This window comes from Listeria grayi (assembly GCF_900638015.1).
Taxonomy (GTDB): Bacteria; Bacillota; Bacilli; order Lactobacillales; family Listeriaceae; genus Listeria; species Listeria grayi.
Map to the genome: position 1 here is coordinate 1,451,036 of NZ_LR134483.1, position 18,047 is coordinate 1,469,082.

Genomic DNA, 18,047 nt, shown 5'->3' on the forward strand with positions numbered 1-18,047 from the left:
TTTTTTATCGTTTATCATTTGTTTTCAATACTTCTACTTTTGTGGCTGCCCAACCTTCGTTGTCTTTCCAAGACAGATAAACGCGGAAAGCCTTGTCAGGCGTTTCTTTTTTAGAAACCGTGGTGATTGCTTCCGTTGCTGGCTTCTCACCATGTTCCACAAACCAGACAGACATATCGTCACGCGGGATGTCTGCACCTTCGCTTGCTGCTTCCAGCTTTTCTTTCCAATCAACACTGCTGGAGTCATACGAATTGATGTGTTGACCGGTTTGTTCCGTTTTGACCGCTTGCCAGTTTTTCGTGATCACTTCAGAGACATTAGGATCATCACTTTTTTCGGTCTTTGTTTCTTCTTTTGCTTTTTCCTCTTTTGCAGGTGTTTTTTCTTTCTTAGAAACACCTGCAGCATCTTCTTTATTTTTAACAGAAGATGCTGTTTTGGTATTGGAAGGAGTTTGTTCCTTTTTATTCGTTGTAAATAAAACAAACCACAAACTTAAAACGATCAATAGTGCGACGACAATAATCAAGATATTTAATATCAAGTTGGTTTTTTTACGCTTCGTATTTTGCTCTTGTCTGGAAGCATCCACCATATTTTGCGAAACGCGTTTGTTTTTTGTTTGTCTGCTATTTGCCACGTGTATTCACCGCCTTTATATCCACTAGCACGAAAGCTGATTAAGAAGCGCTGATCGCGATGATCTTAACTGTCATTTCGCCGCCAGGGGTTTGGATCTCTACTTCTTCGCCGATCTTGTGTCCTAAAAGTGCTTTAGCGATTGGAGAATCGTTAGAGATACGTCCTTCAAATGGATCTGCTTCGGCGCTACCGACAATCGTGTAAGCTTCTTCGTCTCCATCAGGAACTTCCGTAAAGGTTACTGTTTTACCAAGTGTTACTAAATCGTTGCTTGCATCTAAAGCATCAATGATCTGCGCATTGCGGATCATGTTTTCCAGGGTTGTGATGCGACCTTCTACGAATGCTTGTTCATCTTTAGCAGAATCGTACTCGGAGTTTTCTGATAGATCACCGAAACCGCGAGCGATCTTGATTCTTTCTACAACTTCTTTACGTTTTACCGTTTTTAATTCATGTAATTCTGTTTCTAATTTTGCTTTCCCTTCCAGGGTCATTGGAAATACTTTTTCTTGAGCCAATCTAGTTCTCTCCTTTATATACACATTATTTCTTTATTGCAAGAAAAGCACGGAGGCTACTCCGCACTTTGAAATGAATATTTACCTTATGTGAGAATCATCCATCGTTTTCTCTTCCAGTAAGCAAACGTTTCAATTTTCACTAGGGAAATTTTACCGTAATTTCTGCCATTTGACAAGCAGAAAGGCATATCTTTTGAAAATGCGGTTATTTTGCTTGCAGGATCGATGCTATTTTCGTTGTCATCAAGTCAATAGCCACGCGGTTCTTCCCACCTTCTGGGAAAATAATATCTGCAAATTTTTTAGTAGGTTCGATAAATTCATTATGCATGGGTTTGACAACTGACAAATATTGATCGATGACAGACTCCATTGTTCTGCCGCGGTCATTGATATCACGGGTGAGCCTGCGTATAAAGCGGATATCGTCATCCGTATCGACATATACTTTGATATCCATCAGCTCGCGAAGACGCGGATCTTCCAGAATCAAGATCCCTTCCAGAATAATCACTTCTTTTGGTTCTTGAATGATCACTTCTGAGGAGCGTGTATCGATGGTATAGTCATACACTGGTTTCTCTATTGTCTCATAGTTGAGTAGCATTTTCAAATGCTCGATCAAGAGATCGGTATCGAAGGCAAGCGGATGGTCATAGTTCGTTTTCCGGCGTTCTTGCATCGGTAAATGCGATTGATCTTTATAATAATAATCTTGTTCCAGCATGAGGATAGAGTGTCCCTGAAAGTAATCATAAATAGCTTTTGTCACGGTCGTTTTCCCGGAACCAGAGCCGCCTGTTACTCCTACCACGATTGGTTTCTTATTCTTATTCATTATCATGGCTCCCTTTTTGTTTTCGCTTCGTAATCGCTAATCCATCGCCCAAGGGGATGAAACTGGTTGTAAAGTCAGGATGAGCCGTTAAAAATTGATTGAATTCACGCATTTTCCGTGCAACACGTCTTTTCTTCTGCAAATCGGGTTCAAGTTCTAATGCTAAGCCTTTAAAAAGCACATTATCTGTGTAGATAACACCCTCATCTATCAGCCTAGCAGTGAAAAGGGTAAAGAATTTTTCGTATTGTGCTTTGGCTGCATCGATAAAGATCGCATCAAATGGCCCATGCGCTAAGATAGCTTCCGTTTGTTCCAAGGCATCAGCAAACACGACACGAATCTGGTCTTCTGCTCCGTAAGTATTGATATTTTCGATGGCTTGATCATAGCGCTCTTGATCGCGTTCCACCGTAATGATCTCCGTATGCGGTAGCCGTTCTGCCATGCGGAGCGCGGAATAGCCAATCGCGGTTCCCAGTTCCAAAATGCGTTTCGGTTGTTGGATTTCCATGATCATCAGCATGGTCTCTAATGAATCTGGCTCCATGATCGGAACGCCGTCTTCTTTTGCCCGTTTCTCCATTTCCTGAAAAAACGGATGACGTGCAGGTATTTGTTCTTGCAAATAGGTACGAATCAAGTCGTCCATTGTCATTCTCCTTCAATCAATTTCCTTGTGAAATATGTTTTTCTTTTAAAGCATTGTGTTCTTCTAACGTTTTAGAAAAATAAACTTTATGTGTTTTGCTATTCGCTAAGAAATACAAGTAATCCGTCTTAGCAGGATGAAGTGCTGCTTCCATGGAAGTGACGCCACTATTAGAGATAGGGCCAGGAGGCAATCCTGTGTTTTTATAGGTATTATAAGGCGAGTCCACTTCCAGATCCTTATAATAAGTCCTTGTTTTGTGCTTTCCAAGTGCATAAAGGACAGTAGGATCTGTCTGTAGCGGCATTTTCACTTTGATTCGGTTATAAAAGACACTCGCGATCTTTGCTCTATCTGTATTTTGCGTCGCCTCTTTTTCAATAATAGAAGACATTGTTAAAAACGCATGGACAGATTTCTTTTGCTTTTTCAACTGTGGTGCATAATTCGTGATCTTGACGCTAGTTGCTTTCAACATCTCTTCAATGATCTGTTCTGCGGTTGGATGGGTTTGTTTGAATTCATAGGTAGCTGGATATAAATAACCTTCCAGTGGATGAAGAACGGATTTATGTAATACTTTTTTGCTGAGCATATCCGGATATTTCGCAATCATTTCTTTTACAAAAGCAGGATCATCCATCGTTTTCAGAACCGCTTTTTTGGAAAGTTTTGGCTCGAACTCAGCGATGCGACTGGCGATTTGATCCACTGTATACCCTTCCGGAATAACCAATTTTTCTGGCGGGACCGTTTTGCCACTTTGGATCTTGCTTACGATCTGATCAACACTCATGGACGGTGATAATTGATAATTACCAGCTTTGAGATTACTATTATTATATTTGACATAAAAAGAAAAAATCCTTGCGCTACTGATAACATCTTTGTTTTCAAGCAGTTCAGCAATTTGTTTACTGCTAACACCATTTGGTATCTCCACAATTACTTTTTTGTCGCTGTCTGGTGATTTTGCGTCTAATTCTGATTTTACATAAAAATAACTGATACCAGCGATGAGAAGAAGTAAAACGACGATGCTGACGATGACCACGGTGATGATTTTGCTCGTTTTCTTTTCCATTATAGACCTCTTTTCTCTCAGCAAATTCCCTATTTATTATACAGACTTTCGCGGTAAATTGCTATGTTTCTTCAAAACTTTAATTAATATTTAGAATTAGCAAGGCAATCTAGTGATGACGATTTCGCTTTTTTTCGGTATAATGATTAAGCTGTGATTTTATTAAAAGGAGTCCTTGATCGTGTTACATTCACTTATTCATCTATTACAAACTTTCACACTTTGGCTTGTTGACACATTAGGACATTTCGGGATTTTTCTCGGGATGACGATCGAAAGTGTATGTATTCCGCTACCCAGTGAGGTCATCATGCTTTTCGGCGGATTCATGGCGGAAGCCGGGAAATTAAACATCGCACTTGTTGTCATCGCGGGCACACTCGGGAATCTCTTCGGTTCGCTTCTTGCTTATTATGTGGGGAAATATGGCGGAAAAGCCTTTATCTTGAAGTATGGTAAGTTTATTTTCTTAAATGCCAGTCACTTAGAAAAATCAGCACTTTGGTTTGAACATTATGGTGCAGCTACTGTATTTTTCGGCAGATTGTTGCCGGTGATCCGGACTTTCATTTCCTTACCAGCCGGAATCGGAAAAATGAATATATATAAATTCGTGATCTACACAACGCTAGGATGTATTCCCTGGAACCTTATGCTGACTTGGCTTGGGTACTCGCTCGGTTCCCACTGGGGCGCCGTAGAGAAATACATGCGGCCAATCAGTTATTTGATGCTGATCGCAGTTATTCTCTTAGTCCTTTATGGCTTATATAAACTATGGAAGAGAAGAAGACCTGCTGCTTGATCCAAAAACGAAAAAAGCTACGCAACCTGTTACTGGTCTGCGTAGCTTTTTTGCTGCCCGATTATTCTTCTTCGCCTTCTTCATCTGCGAGGAATGTAGCAAGAATCTCTTCGATCATATCCCATTCTTCATCTGTTTCAACTGGTTCTAATTTACCTTGATTTCCTTCTTCATCTTGAATATAAGAAGAAGCGAGAATCTCGATCTCATCGTCTTCGCTCGCATCCGCTGGGAAATACAAAACGTAAGATTTATCAAATGCTTCCGAATCGAAATCAAATAAAATTTCGTATGCTTCTTGTTTTCCTTCTTCATTTGTGATCCAAATCAAGTTTTCCTCGTGATTATGCGCATGGTTATGGTTGTGTTCCTCTGCCATGTTTTCACCTCTTTTAATTATTTGTATCCAAGTAGGACTGCAAGATCATCACAGCTGCCAACTTATCGATCACTTTCTTGCGCTTCCCTCTTGAAACGTCTGCTTCAAGAAGTGTGCGTTCAGCGGCCTGAGTCGTCATCCGTTCATCCCACAGTACTACTGGGAGTTGTACTCTTTTTTCTAAGACCTCTGCGTATTTTTTTGAGCTTTCCGCACGAGGACCTAATGTGTTATTCATATTTTTCGGCAGGCCGACCACGATTTTCGACACCTCATATTCTTGCGCGAGTTCTTTTACGCGATCGTATCCGAATTGTTTGGCAGCTTCGTTGATGGCAATAGTTTCAATGCCTTGTGCTGTCCATCCAAGCGCATCACTGATTGCGACACCGACTGTTTTCGAGCCGACATCTAAGCCCATGACCCTCATTTAGCGTCGGATTGGTGAGTCTTCATATAAGATTTTACCAATTCTTCAATGATTTCGTCACGTTCCAGTTTGCGCACCAATGTTCTTGCATCGTTGTGTCTTGGAATATAAGCAGGATCGCCTGAAAGCAGATAGCCAACAATTTGATTAACTGGATTGTAGCCTTTTTCCTGCAAAGCGTTATACACTTCTTTCATGATCCGCTTCACATCTTCTTCAATGGAATCATCGCCGAAATTGTAATACATTGTTTGATCTTTTGAATCCATATCCTCACACCCCACTTTTGTTTACAGCTTTGTTTCCTACATTTTACACTATAATGGGGAAAATAACAAAGAAATCCAAGCGCTTTTCGCGAATTAAATCATTCTTATTGAATACTTATCCATTCTTTTACAAAAGCAAGTGCTTCTGGCAGTGCTTCGGGGTTCTTACCGCCTGCTTGAGCCATATCCGGCTTGCCACCGCCGTTTCCACCAACGCGCGCTGCCACTTCTTTGATCAGTTTGCCAGCAGGGTATTTACTGCGGTATGCTTCACTGACAGCTGCGATCAGATTGACTTTTCCTTCTTCGCTTGTTGCAAGTACTAAGACGCCTTCCAATTGCTTGTCTTTCCAGTTATCGACAAATTGGCGCAATTGGTTCATATCTTTGGCATTTACTTTTTTCGCGATCACCGGCACACCGTTTACTTCTTCCGGTTGTTCAAAAATAGCTGCGCTTTCTGTATTAGCAAGTTTCGCAAGGAGCGAATCGTTTTCTCGTTTGACTTCTTTTAATTCTGCAAGCAGTTGATCCACTTTTTGCGGTGCTTCACTGCTGTTTGTCTTCAGTTTTGCTGCCGTTTCTTTGAGAGTCGTTTCTTGTTCAGTAACGAAACGGTACGCTGCTTCGCCAGTCACTGCTTCGATTCTGCGTGTGCCGGCGCCAATACCAGATTCGGAAATGATCTTGAACAGACCGATTTCAGAGGTATTTTTAACGTGGACCCCGCCGCAAAGCTCGATCGAGTAGCGTCCAACTTGGACAACGCGCACGATATCGCCATATTTTTCACCGAAAAGTGCCATGGCACCAAGTGCTTTTGCTTCATCGATCGGCATTTCTTCAATAACAACCGGGATCTGTTCCCAAATTTTTTCGTTGACGGCTGCTTCCATTTCGGCAAGTTCTGCTTCTGAAATTTGGCTGAAATGGGAAAAATCAAAACGCAGCCGTTCCGGTTCTACTAGAGAACCTGCTTGGTTAACGTGTTCCCCCAAGACATTTTTGAGTGCGCGATGCAATAAGTGAGTAGCGGTATGGTTTTTGACCGTACTTTTACGTTTATACGTATCAACGCGCAAGTCGACCTCTTCTCCTGATTTTAATACGCCTTCCTCGACAAAAATGCGGTGTAGGTTTTGTTTATTTGGTGCTTTTTGGACATCTTTCACATAAGCAAGACCGCTTGTGGACTGGATTGTTCCGTGATCTGCGATTTGACCGCCACTTTCTGCATAGAATGGTGTTTCGCGGAAAATCACTTGTGCTTCTTCGCCTGCTTTTACTTCATCTACTAATGTATCATTTTGGATCAAATAAACGATTTGGGAGCGGCTCTCGGTATTTTCATAGCCGATAAATGCGCTTGGTTCTGTCAATGTAGCCAACAATTCTCCTTGGACCTGCATCGACTTCACGTCTGCCCTTGCTCCCCGAGCACGTTCACGTTGTTGTTTCATTTCTGCTTCAAAACCTTCATGATCAACTGCTAGTCCATGATCTTCTGCGTATTCTTCTGTTAATTCCACTGGGAAACCATACGTATCATACAATTTGAAGATCGCTGAGCCACTGATCGTTGCTTCGCCTGATGCTTTTGCTTCCTTTAAAATCGTCTCTAAGATCGCAAGTCCTTCGTTCAGTGTTTCATGGAAACGTTCTTCTTCGCTACGAATGATTTTTTGGATAAAGCTTTCTTGCTTGCTTACTTCCGGATAATAGCTTTTCATGATCGAACCGACAACTGGAACAAGACGATACATAAATGGTTCGTTGATACCGATCAGTTTTGCATAGCGGACAGCCCGGCGCAGCAAGCGGCGCAAGACATAGCCTCGCCCTTCGTTAGAAGGAAGTGCCCCATCGCCGATCGCAAATGCTACCGTACGAATATGGTCAGCAATTACTTTGAAAGCAACATCGGTTTCACTAGAATTGCCATAACGTACATTTGCCAATTTTTCGGTTTCTTTGATCGTTGGCATAAATAAGTCTGTTTCAAAGTTGGTAGGTGCGTCTTGGATAATGGAAACCATACGTTCTAGTCCCATCCCTGTATCGATGTTTTGCTTTGGAAGCGGTGTATAACTGCCATCTGGATTGTGGTTGAACTGTGAAAATACTAGATTCCAGATTTCCAGATAACGTTCGTTTTCGCCGCCTGGATAAAGCTCGGGATCATCCGGATCGTTGCCGTAGCTTTCGCCGCGGTCATAGAAGATCTCACTGTCTGGGCCGCTTGGTCCCACGCCGATATCCCAGAAATTATCTTCGATCTCGACAATGTGCGCATCGGCCAAGCCAACTTTTTCTTTCCAGATCGCTTTTGCTTCTTTATCTTCTGGATAAACCGTTACATATAGTTTTTCCGGATCGAAGCCGATCCATTTTGGACTTGTTAAAAATTCCCATGCCCATACGATCGCTTCTTCTTTAAAATAGTCACCGATCGAGAAATTTCCGAGCATTTCAAAAAAGGTATGGTGTCTGGCTGTTTTACCGACATTTTCAATATCATTTGTCCGAATGGATTTTTGGGCATTAGAAAGCCGTGGATTATCTGGAATGACTGAACCGTCAAAATATTTTTTCATCGTTGCTACTCCGCTGTTGATCCATAATAATGTCGGATCATTTGCTGGAACTAATGATGCGCTTGGTTCGATCGTGTGACCTTTTTCTTTGAAAAAGTCTAAAAACATTTGTCTTACTTCTTGACTGCTTAATTGTTTCATTTCAATGTTCCTCCTCTTTTTTATAAGCAAAAAAAGCCCACGTCATTGCTACAGGGACGACTGATCGCGGTACCACCCTGTTTGCAATGATGTAGACTTTATCATTACCTCTTTATAGTCGTTAACGCAGAACTGCGGAGTCTTGATTTCGAAGGAGAGCAATGGACAATTACTACATGGCATCCTTTCAGCGAACGGATTGCCTCTCTGTTATGCGTATGATCGTCATCATATTCCTTCAGACTCATATCTTGATTTAGTATTTAACCAAATTATATAGAAGGCACGTCAGGTTGTCAATAAACGTTTCCTGCTTTTTCGAGGAATTTTCCCGCCTTCAGTGTCAACGTCACATCAGAAACTTTGGCGATTTCCAGATCATGCGTGACCATGATGACACATTTCCCTACATCGTGTGCCAAATTTTGAAAAATAGTGATGACTTCTTTGCTGCTTTTATCATCGAGGTTACCGGTCGGTTCATCGGCAACGATCAGTTCAGTTTCACAACATAGTGCCCGGGCAATGGCGACACGCTGCTGCTGACCACCACTAAGCGTTAGCACTTTCTGTTTGGCCATTGCTTCTGTGATCCCTACTTTTGCTAGCATTTCGAGTGCCACTTTCTTTTTATTCCTCTTCCGGACTTTGGTGATCTCCATTGCAGTTAGAACGTTTTGCAGCGCCGTCATGTACGTCAACAGATTGTAGCTTTGAAAAATAATCGACACGCCTTTATTACGATATTTCTGCAAGCCCATTTTGCGGATATTCTGATCTTTGTAATAAATATCTCCTTGATTTGGACTATCAAGCCCTCCTGCCAATGATAAAAAGGTTGTCTTCCCGGACCCGGATCGTCCCACAATTGTATAGAATTTACCAGTTTCAAATGTTTGACTGACATCATTCAGGATTTTACTTTCTGGATTTTGATACCAATATTGGATATTTTGAAATGCTAAAATTTGCGTCATTACTCTCACCTACTCCTGTTTAGTTAAAATTTCTTTTGGATTCAAACGTACTACGAAAATGGCTGGGACAGCAACAGCAAAGAATGTGATTCCAATGCCGATCAATCCCATTTTCACTAGATCGGCTAAGCTGATGTGCACATTTAGAGCGGTGATCGCAGTTTGTTTTGTGTTCGTATTCGTTGGCTGCCCTCCGAAACCACCAAAGCCACCACTTGGTCTGCCGTTTTGCTGATTGGTTGGCTGGGTTGTTTTTTCTGAACTATTTTGGTTATCCAGTAATTTATTCCCTGCTGCTTGTGCTAGATAATGGCTGCCAGCTGCTGATACTGCAAAGGCGAGCAATGCAACGATAAGTAATTCGACAAAAAACTGACCGATCAATTTGCTGCGTTTTTCACCGATCGCAAGTAAAACACCCATTTCATATTTTCTGGCACGGACTTGCATAATGATCAGCAGTGCCAAGATCAATGCACCAGCAATACTTACTACATAGACGATTATTTTAGCAAAGGAGGCGACATTGTTGATTGGACCCACCATTTGTTGGTACAGCGCGTCATTAGCATCTAATTGATAGACGTCGTAGTCCACCGCTTTTTGTTTTTTAGCGGCACTTACAAACGAACTGATATTTTTCGCATCGTCCATCGAATAGACCGCCGAATCAACTTTGTTTTTATAGCTGGAACCTTTTAAAGTATTAGCAACTGTGTATGGCGTATAGATTTTGTTATAGGGATTTAAAAAGGAAAAATTAGCAGCTGAATCGCTGCTGCTGGATTTATTGGTATAAATACCCACGATTTTTAATTTGACGGTGTGTTTTTTGTCGCTGGATTTGATTTTAAATGTATCACCGACTTTCCAGTCATTCGCTTCTGCCAACGTTGCTTCCACTAGTGCCACGTTTTTCGAAGTGTCATCGCTTGTAATGGCTTTGCCGGAAGTAAGAACGCTGGTTTTCGCATCGAAATCTGTCGAACTAGCACTGTCTAAAACCCCACTGACGCTGAGATCAGCCTGTGTCATTCCCTGCCCGCCTCTCGCTCCTCCAAAACCGCCTTGGGAATTCGAGCTGTCTTGATTATCGGAGTCATCCCCAGAAGACTTGATCGGGTCAAAACCGCTGGCAAGCGCTTGGGTACTGGAATATAGATTATAAGTGCTGACATGATTCAAGGAAGCTACTTTTTCTGCCGCGGATACAGCGATCGGGCTGCTCTCGAATTTTGGCCGTTCTCCTTGCTGGCTCTGCATCTTTTCACGCTGTTTATCGCGGTCGACCGATAGCGTGACAGTCGATCCAAGTTTTTCTCTGGCCTGCTTGGTTGCGATATTTGTCGCCGACTGGATCGCAAATCCCGATAAGACGAAAGCACAAACGACAGTAAATACAATAAATTGTAAAATGGCCCTTCCTCTGCGCTCTTTTAGATTAAGCAGTGCACGTTTTAAAAAATTCATCATCAGTTTCCTCCATTCCTTGGTTCTTTTTTAGATTATCGGCAAGATATGAACGAACTGTGAACAAAGTATGATAAAGCTTTTAAACTTTCAAAAATCGGCAAAAGTGCTTGCAAATTTGCTTGTTTTTCGCTAGCTTTAAAGTAGTTATAAAAGAGGTGGAACGATTTGAAATTATTGATGATTGAAGATAACCATAGCGTCTGCGAAATGATGGAACTTTTTTTTATGAAAGAAACGATAACGGCAACTTTTATTCATGACGGTCAAGAAGGACTGGACCGCTTTTTAGAAGAAGACTGGGAATTCGTCATTATCGACCTTATGCTCCCTTCCTTGGATGGCATGACGATCTGTAAAAAAATAAGAGAAGCAAGCGATGTTCCGATCATTATTTTAACAGCAAAAGAGTCGGAATCCGATCAAGTTCTAGGGCTGGAAATGGGTGCAGATGATTATGTGATCAAACCATTTAGTCCAATCACGCTTTTGGCGCGCATCAAAGCAGTCAAACGGCGTCATCATAAAGTCGAGGGCTCTCAACCTAGTTCGATCATCCGTACAAAAGATTTTGTAGTGGATCTGCAGACTCGCGAAGTCCTTCATCTAGGGAAACCATTAGGTGCACTTACACCGAAAGAATTTGATCTACTTTATTTCTTTTTGCAGCATCCGCGGCAAGTTTTTTCGAGGGAACAGTTGTTGGAGCAAGTGTGGGGTTATCAATTTTACGGAGATGAACGCACAGTCGATGTCCATATCAAACGGCTGCGTCAAAAAATCGCCAATCAAAAGCAGCATTACTTGTTTACGATTTGGGGAGTAGGTTATAAATTTGAGGAAGTAGCTGATGATCAATGAGATTTAAATTCCAATATCAATTGTTTGCTGTCCAATTTCTCTCACTTTTGATTGCTTGTCTGCTGATTGGTTTTTTGACCTCGCATTTTTTAAAAAATTATTTCTTTGAAAGTAGTGTCAATGAACTAAGCGAATATGGTGTTAAAATTGCGGATGATGATCTTTCCAAACCCGTCTTAGATACGTATCAGCGTTTATTGAGCGTGAAAAATATCCATTACACGATTTTAAAGCCCAATAATCAAATCGTTTATCCCAATTTCAATCGCCCACTTCCGCCGAGTTTCAAAATCAGTATGGCTGAGAGAAAGCAGCTAGAAAAAGGCAAAATCATCTCTCACCAAATGGATGATCGTTTTAATCAAACCATGTCTATTGTTTATATCCCGATTTTAGAGCAAAATGAGCTTCGAGGAATTATTATTTTGAATTCTCCAGTAAGCGGAACAGAACGCGTCATTGGGAAAATCAATGCCTATATGTTCTACACGATCATCTTCTCTGTGGTGATCGCCCTGGTAATCAGTTTCCTGCTCTCGAAAATGCAGGTCAAACGGATCAACCGCTTGCGTAAAGCAACAAAAACGGTCACGCAAGGAAATTACGACATCCAACTCACGAGCGGACAACTTGATGAGATCGATGATTTGACCACCGATTTCAACCAAATGGTGCAGGCATTAGCGCGATCCAAAGCAGAAATCAACCGCCAAGAAAAGCGCCGTCGCCAGTTTATCGCAGATGTGTCTCATGAAATGCGCACACCACTTACCACGATCAGTGGCCTTTCTGAAGGACTTGTCAATGATTTGATTCCAGCTGACCAATTTCCGCGCTCTTTAGCATTGATTGAAAAAGAAGCAAAACGGCTGACCAAATTAGTAAATGAAAATCTGGACTATGAACGGATTATTTCCAATAAAGTCCATCTGCAGCAAACCTCTTTTAAAGTGCTGCCATTTTTAAATACGATCAAAGATCAAATGCTTCCGCTAGTTAAGGAAACTGGAAATGAGATCAAGATCGACGCTCCTGAATCGCTCCAGATCTACGCAGATTATGATCGACTGACTCAGATCGTGATCAATGTGGTGAAAAACAGCATTCAGTTTACCAAAAAAGGGACGATCACATTACAAGCTGCTTCTAATTATAAAGAAACGCTACTCACGATCACGGACACCGGCATCGGTATGGATCCAGGAGAATTGACTCAGATCTGGGAACGGTTTTATAAAGCAGATCTATCGCGTACAGATACAAAATATGGGGAATACGGTATCGGTCTCACCATTGTTAAGCAGTTAGTAGAACAACACCACGGGCGAATCGAAGTAAAAAGTAAGCGCGGGGAAGGAACCACATTTTCTCTATACTTCCCCGCTCCTTCTGTTCAGTGAGCGCTTGGGGATACAGTCCCCCATACGCGGGGCAAAATGATGATGTGAGGAGCGTCCTCTGCGACCTGGATTACTTATGACGAACAAGAAAAATCTAATCCTCGTTTGGCACTGGCGAAGAACGATTTCATATCGATACAAAGAGTGTCGTGATAGGGGATTTTCTATGTGTACCATTTTTCTATTGCCCTTCTGACAGATTTTCTGTATGCTCGGATAGAATCATACCTTGCCATGTTTGTATGTCTTGATCTTCATACGTCATTGAAATGCCCTCCTCCAATAATAACAAACGTTCTATTTGGCAAGTTAAAAATTTATTGAATAATAAAAGCTCCAGTCAAAAACTGAAGCTTGCGAATGAACACATAATAAAAAATTTATTTACTAATTTAAAAGATAACTAAAATATTGTTTATTCTTTTTGTAATTAACTGAATTTCCTGCAAGGATATAATATTTTCGTACTTTTTTAGTATGAGTGTCATAGACAAATTGATAGGATGTTTCACATTTATCTATTTTATCCCAACCCTTCTTCTGATGCCATGAACTTCCATCTAAGTATTTTTTTTCCTTGCGAACAAACTGTTTCCAATTTTGGTAATCTTTCTTTGTAGTGATTTCTTTTTTAACACTATCTCCTATAGATTCAGAACCATACTCGTTTTCCTTCATCACATAAATATCCTTTTGAGGGATTTTTGAAGTCTTGATAGCAGCTTCTATGGGTTTTTTAGCTTGCGTTTTTTGGTAGTACATATTGATATAGTACTTCCCTTCAACTACAGCAATAATTAGTACTATAACCACAAGTACTCCGATAACGATTTTTTTCATAAGACATCTTCACCTCTTTTTATCAATATGTACCAACTTTTTTAGGAGCATACTTTCCAGTAAATGTATTAGGAATAGCTGCTGGCGAAACGAATGTCAACCCAGTTGTCGCTACTTCAATACCCTGTTCCATAGTAATGAGCTTGATATACCAGCTTGGAACAATAATTGAGATTTCTTGTTAAAGTCCCTGCGCTTAAATTATAGGCAATATGTTTATCTATTCATAGTTAGCATATAATAGTTGCGCAATTTCTTTATTCCATTTGTTATATGGATATGTAAACGGATTTATATTTTTTTGTTCAGCACCCAGTTCATAAACATCTTCATTGCTTACAGAGGCTGCGCTTAAAAATAAAAGATGTAAAGCTATCATTCTTAGCAAAAGAAGTATAGTTAACATAGATTATTTTATCTAATTTCACTCCCGCGATGTAACTTAAATCTGAAACCCTATTAGCAATAACATACTATTATTGATTAAACCGATAAAACACACCATAAATACTATTAAGATCAGCCAAGAAAATTTCTTATGGAACATACTATATCCCAATAGGAAAAGTGCAACGACTGGTAAACCAATAAAAAAAAGCAAAAAGAAAATATTATTATCTAACAACCAATTTGGTAGCTTTTCATAAGTTCCTGAAAAAATTAAAACATGTGAAAAGCATGACAGTAAAATTATAGTATATGTAAGTAATTTCTTAATACTAATCATCTCCCTTCAGTAGAATTATCTGTGACTATTCTAAAATATTATTGCGCAATAGTTCACATGTCAAGTTGCTTTTCTGATTTTATTAAAGATTTCGTAGTAATCTTGGTAGGGACCGCGATAAAAAATCTACTCCTTTTCCTGAAAAATGGGTATATCACACCGAGCGACAGACATATCGGATAAAAATAGAAGGCTCTACCTACTTATTTTAAGTTCCTTCAGGTAAAGGCTTAACATTTGGCGTGAAATATCAGTGCTTTTTTCAATATCAACTAACGTATATTTATACTTGTTAGATCCGTCTTATTGTAGATATAAATCGATTGCAAGCCTCAACTTTGGATCTCATCCGATGTGATTTTTTTCTTTTCTTTCTTTATTTTTGCCTTTTTCTTTGGATAGTAGAATTCCTTGCTGCTGTCTTTTTTTGATTCATAATCTTTCAGATTTAGCCTGATATTTGTAAAGTTCCATGATTAAATTATTTAATATCTGTACAGAATACAATGCCCCCTTATCGAATATTTCCTAACAGCGCTACAAGTTCTGGACGATTGATTGTTCCTCCACTGACTTTATCAAAAAAAATTTTGTCACATATTTCTAATTCCTCCAGCTGGCGATCAATTCTTTTGTTCAAACGTACTTACTCGGATATATCCAATCCTAGACATTCCTTATCATCTCAAAATTCAAGAAATTTATACCATTTTTGCACAACTCTATTGTCCGGTTATAAAGCTAAGTATATTCGCATTCCTTTGAGATGCGAATAAGGTATACCCTAATGTCCTATATTCTTTATATTAATTTTTTGTAGTTTTTGATTTCTTTTGGTGAAATATTTCTACCCTTTTTTACAAAGAAAATATTATCCTCATTACGTTGTTCTTCGCCAGCAGCCCTTTTCACTAACCTTTTAAAAAATTCATCTGCATCTATTTCTTCGCCCAAATTATCCCCTTCTCCATCTATCCAAGGGATTTCAATCTCTAACACATAAGGAGTTGCTAAATTTTTCCATTTATCCTTTAATTTATATTTATTGTTTAGTATTTCATCTAAATCATGAAGTATCTCAGGATAACTAATTACGCTACTGTAATTTTTCATACTGTCATCCATATAATAGAAACCATTTATAATTGAGTCATCAGTAAGGCGTTCTACCACGTTAGTCCAACTTTCATTTTTTATATCCAATTCTTGCCCTTCAACTAAAAATATCTGTTGATTCTCAATGTATTCTATATTGTGCTCTTTCAAAAAATTAGTGAATGAAGATTCAGTACTTAGCAGCTTATCAAGAGTTAGTATGCCCCTCTCTTTGATAGAAGCTAAATTATCAATGGTGGTTGTTATATGAAAAAATTTAATCCTGGATTTTTTAGTGATCGTTTCAGCGTCCTTTGGAAGTTTCGTTTTAAAGTGATTAATTGACTTTTCAATATGATATTGATCAAGGAGTTTTCGTAGTGTTTCATAGTCAATTTTCAAAAATTTTGCTAGTGTTATATACGTATTATAAATTGTAGATAAATCAAATAACATATTATTCCCCCTAATCTAAGATCTTGACTAAATTGTAAATTGGATATTGCTTAATAGGCTCAAAATTTTCATTTTCTAAATTAAACTCACCTTTAAATTTAGTATTAATTAAAACTTTAGCTGCTAAATGTATGTCCTCCGCAAAGCTACTATCTCGAACAATATCTTTTAATTCTTTTATATCATCAAAGGATAGGCTCTCTTTTCTAGCTATTATTTGCCAATAATTGATTTTCTCAACTATGTTATTAGTATCTTTCTCTAATAGCAATTTATTTATTAACGACGCTAGACTTAAAACCCTACTATCTCTGCTGTTATCATAGTCACTTATCAGTTCCAATTCATATTTATTAAAAACTTCGTCCCAATTGTTTTCTAAAACACTTTCATTTATTCTGTCTTGAACTGCTTTGAAATTGAAATTATATACTTTATGAATATCTCTTGTAACCATAATAAAATTGGGAACATACTCATACGTCTCATCATCTAGTTCAACTTTCAAAAAATGCTTACTCTCGAAGTCTTTCCAAAGAATATTATAGACGCCACTTTTACCTAAAAGAAAATAATAGACTTTTAACCCAAACTTAAAATATACTAACTTCTCTTCTTCATTTATTATTTTTCCTTGTTCTATATCATACATATATAGTAATTCTTTTATTTGTTTTTCAGATATATTTTTGATGTTTTCATCAATATTCATTTCAAAATGCCTCATCGCCTTCAGTATTTGAGAATGAGCTCGTTCAAACTCTTCAAAGTCAGAGGTATCCGTTTTTAAAGTTGAATCAAATTTAATCAGAATATCATTTATCTTTATTTCATTATTAGTGCGTAAATACTTGATTATTTTATGACTGAACTCAAGCGTTTCCATAGTTTCTTCTTCATTTAATACATAATCAAAACTAATAGTTATTGCTTTTTTATTTGCAATTTCTCGAATGAATAGTTTAATTGATTTACTTATTTCTATACCTTCAACAACGCGATCTATTGAAGAAGCAGATGAAACATACACTGTAGTTATATCTCCAAATTCAATTTTAAAGTCAAGAACCTCATCAAATAACTTTTTTTCTAACGTAACCTTTCCTATAGCTGCTTTATAACCAGGTAATGTAGTAGATTTCGCATAAAGTGTGAATGTCTCCCCATACAAAAATTCCAAAGACGAACTGTCTGGAATAACTCATGTTCTTGAAACATAAAAGTCCTTTGATTTCGTTTTTATTGATTGGAAATCTTCTTGCGAGAGTACAACTTGACTTAAATCTTCTTTTAGATTTTGCAATATCGCAATAAAACCTTTTATATCTCCCATTTTTGTATAAGATAACATCCGATTAGTATTATTATTTTTCTTCATGTCTTCTATTATTTGGTTTAATTCAAAGTTTGAAAAAAAACGGTAGTAAGGTATCTTTATAGCTTTGCCTTCAATAATTTCCACAACAACGTTAAAATATAAACAATGTTTATTCGTATTTTCAAAAAAAATTAAATCGTTTCTATTAGTTCTAAATGTTGGTCTTTTTTTATTCTTAATTTCTTGCGTAGTTCCTTTAATCTGAACATGAAAAGTACAATCCACTTTATTCTTTTCTCTCTTCTCTCCTTGAGATATATTATAGAGTCTTAATTCGCCATCATATCCTGGAGACTTATCCGCTAGCTTGAATTCCGTTTGAGTTCTACTATCATATGCAAAATAGTCTATTAAAAATGCTGCTGCCAAATGTTCAATTTGCTCTTGATTAAATTTTTGTTCCACATCGATCTCTCCTGTCTAAAATATTCATTAATCTATACTCTTCATTATAGACTATTTTAGAAACAAAAATATAATTT

18 protein-coding genes are annotated in these 18,047 nt (G+C 38.6%); 3 read left to right on the top strand and 15 right to left on the bottom strand.

Annotated elements, in window-relative coordinates; all coding sequences use genetic code 11:
* Positions 1-4: 4 nt before the first annotated feature.
* The 5 genes from EL241_RS07040 to mltG form a co-directional block, all read right to left on the bottom strand.
* A complete protein-coding gene (locus EL241_RS07040) occupies positions 5-643 on the bottom strand; it encodes a DUF1510 family protein (RefSeq protein ID WP_036104013.1) in 639 nt (212 codons plus the stop codon).
* A 40-nt stretch (positions 644-683) separates the two neighbouring features.
* Positions 684-1,166, bottom strand: a complete 483-nt coding sequence (gene greA, locus EL241_RS07045) for a transcription elongation factor GreA (RefSeq protein ID WP_036104011.1) — start codon at positions 1,164-1,166, stop codon at positions 684-686.
* Positions 1,167-1,374: 208 nt separating this feature from the next.
* A complete protein-coding gene (gene udk / locus EL241_RS07050) occupies positions 1,375-2,007 on the bottom strand; it encodes a uridine kinase (RefSeq protein ID WP_036104008.1) in 633 nt (210 codons plus the stop codon).
* Positions 2,000-2,659 (bottom strand): O-methyltransferase, encoded by a 660-nt coding sequence (locus EL241_RS07055; protein ID WP_036104006.1) that lies wholly within the window; start codon positions 2,657-2,659, stop codon positions 2,000-2,002. Before EL241_RS07055 ends, udk begins: the two co-directional genes overlap by 8 nt.
* A gap of 16 nt (positions 2,660-2,675) precedes the next feature.
* Positions 2,676-3,743: an endolytic transglycosylase MltG gene (mltG, locus tag EL241_RS07060; RefSeq protein ID WP_126320451.1), complete on the bottom strand. Its 1,068-nt coding sequence runs from the start codon at positions 3,741-3,743 to the stop codon at positions 2,676-2,678.
* Positions 3,744-3,924: 181 nt separating this feature from the next.
* On the opposite strand from mltG, the gene EL241_RS07065 reads away from it, so the two are divergent.
* Complete coding sequence (locus EL241_RS07065; RefSeq protein ID WP_036104004.1) at positions 3,925-4,548, top strand: DedA family protein; 624 nt, start codon at positions 3,925-3,927, stop codon at positions 4,546-4,548.
* A 61-nt stretch (positions 4,549-4,609) separates the two neighbouring features.
* On the opposite strand, the gene EL241_RS07070 is transcribed toward EL241_RS07065, so the two are convergent.
* The 6 genes from EL241_RS07070 to EL241_RS07095 all read right to left on the bottom strand — a co-directional run bounded on the left by EL241_RS07070 (position 4,610) and on the right by EL241_RS07095 (position 10,808).
* Positions 4,610-4,927, bottom strand: a complete 318-nt coding sequence (locus tag EL241_RS07070; RefSeq protein ID WP_003755752.1) for a DUF1292 domain-containing protein — start codon at positions 4,925-4,927, stop codon at positions 4,610-4,612.
* 13 nt (positions 4,928-4,940) lie between these two features.
* On the bottom strand, positions 4,941-5,357 hold the full coding sequence (ruvX, locus tag EL241_RS07075; protein WP_003755750.1) for a Holliday junction resolvase RuvX: 417 nt from the start codon (positions 5,355-5,357) through the stop codon (positions 4,941-4,943).
* Entirely contained in the window at positions 5,354-5,626 is a 273-nt protein-coding gene (locus EL241_RS07080; protein WP_003755748.1) for an IreB family regulatory phosphoprotein, read from the bottom strand. Before EL241_RS07080 ends, ruvX begins: the two co-directional genes overlap by 4 nt.
* Positions 5,627-5,730: 104 nt before the next feature.
* Positions 5,731-8,361 (bottom strand): alanine--tRNA ligase, encoded by a 2,631-nt coding sequence (gene alaS, locus EL241_RS07085; RefSeq protein WP_036104001.1) that lies wholly within the window; start codon positions 8,359-8,361, stop codon positions 5,731-5,733.
* A gap of 296 nt (positions 8,362-8,657) precedes the next feature.
* Positions 8,658-9,338 carry an ABC transporter ATP-binding protein gene (locus EL241_RS07090; protein WP_036104000.1) on the bottom strand — a complete coding sequence of 227 codons (681 nt, stop codon included), beginning with the start codon at positions 9,336-9,338 and terminating at the stop codon, positions 8,658-8,660.
* A gap of 9 nt (positions 9,339-9,347) precedes the next feature.
* On the bottom strand, positions 9,348-10,808 hold the full coding sequence (locus tag EL241_RS07095; protein ID WP_036103997.1) for an ABC transporter permease: 1,461 nt from the start codon (positions 10,806-10,808) through the stop codon (positions 9,348-9,350).
* Positions 10,809-10,976: 168 nt separating this feature from the next.
* On the opposite strand from EL241_RS07095, the gene EL241_RS07100 reads away from it, so the two are divergent.
* Complete coding sequence (locus EL241_RS07100) at positions 10,977-11,669, top strand: response regulator transcription factor (RefSeq protein WP_003755739.1); 693 nt, start codon at positions 10,977-10,979, stop codon at positions 11,667-11,669.
* Entirely contained in the window at positions 11,666-13,069 is a 1,404-nt protein-coding gene (locus EL241_RS07105) for an ATP-binding protein (protein ID WP_036103994.1), read from the top strand. The genes EL241_RS07100 and EL241_RS07105 overlap by 4 nt, the downstream gene beginning before the upstream one ends.
* 387 nt (positions 13,070-13,456) lie before the next feature.
* Here EL241_RS07105 and EL241_RS07110 read toward each other — a convergent pair whose 3' ends face one another.
* The 4 genes from EL241_RS07110 to EL241_RS13805 all read right to left on the bottom strand — a co-directional run bounded on the left by EL241_RS07110 (position 13,457) and on the right by EL241_RS13805 (position 17,970).
* Complete coding sequence (locus EL241_RS07110) at positions 13,457-13,909, bottom strand: hypothetical protein (protein ID WP_126320453.1); 453 nt, start codon at positions 13,907-13,909, stop codon at positions 13,457-13,459.
* 1,528 nt (positions 13,910-15,437) lie between these two features.
* Entirely contained in the window at positions 15,438-16,187 is a 750-nt protein-coding gene (locus EL241_RS07120; protein WP_036103991.1) for a hypothetical protein, read from the bottom strand.
* 10 nt (positions 16,188-16,197) lie between these two features.
* The gene (locus EL241_RS07125; protein WP_232020812.1) at positions 16,198-17,367 is read right to left on the bottom strand and encodes a hypothetical protein; all 1,170 of its coding nucleotides are present in this window, start codon (positions 17,365-17,367) and stop codon (positions 16,198-16,200) included.
* 21 nt (positions 17,368-17,388) lie between these two features.
* Entirely contained in the window at positions 17,389-17,970 is a 582-nt protein-coding gene (locus EL241_RS13805; protein ID WP_232020813.1) for a hypothetical protein, read from the bottom strand.
* Positions 17,971-18,047: the final 77 nt, after the last annotated feature.

Coding starts and splice junctions, on each gene's coding strand:
- EL241_RS07105 (WP_036103994.1), top strand. CDS start 11,666: ATGAGATTTAAATTCCAATATCAATTGTTTGCTGTCCAATTTCTCTCA.
- EL241_RS07110 (WP_126320453.1), bottom strand. CDS start 13,909: ATGAAAAAAATCGTTATCGGAGTACTTGTGGTTATAGTACTAATTATT.
- mltG (WP_126320451.1), bottom strand. CDS start 3,743: ATGGAAAAGAAAACGAGCAAAATCATCACCGTGGTCATCGTCAGCATC.
- EL241_RS07095 (WP_036103997.1), bottom strand. CDS start 10,808: ATGAATTTTTTAAAACGTGCACTGCTTAATCTAAAAGAGCGCAGAGGA.
- ruvX (WP_003755750.1), bottom strand. CDS start 5,357: ATGAGGGTCATGGGCTTAGATGTCGGCTCGAAAACAGTCGGTGTCGCA.
- EL241_RS07080 (WP_003755748.1), bottom strand. CDS start 5,626: ATGGATTCAAAAGATCAAACAATGTATTACAATTTCGGCGATGATTCC.
- EL241_RS07120 (WP_036103991.1), bottom strand. CDS start 16,187: ATGTTATTTGATTTATCTACAATTTATAATACGTATATAACACTAGCA.
- udk (WP_036104008.1), bottom strand. CDS start 2,007: ATGAATAAGAATAAGAAACCAATCGTGGTAGGAGTAACAGGCGGCTCT.
- EL241_RS07055 (WP_036104006.1), bottom strand. CDS start 2,659: ATGGACGACTTGATTCGTACCTATTTGCAAGAACAAATACCTGCACGT.
- alaS (WP_036104001.1), bottom strand. CDS start 8,361: ATGAAACAATTAAGCAGTCAAGAAGTAAGACAAATGTTTTTAGACTTT.
- EL241_RS07090 (WP_036104000.1), bottom strand. CDS start 9,338: ATGACGCAAATTTTAGCATTTCAAAATATCCAATATTGGTATCAAAAT.
- EL241_RS07070 (WP_003755752.1), bottom strand. CDS start 4,927: ATGGCAGAGGAACACAACCATAACCATGCGCATAATCACGAGGAAAAC.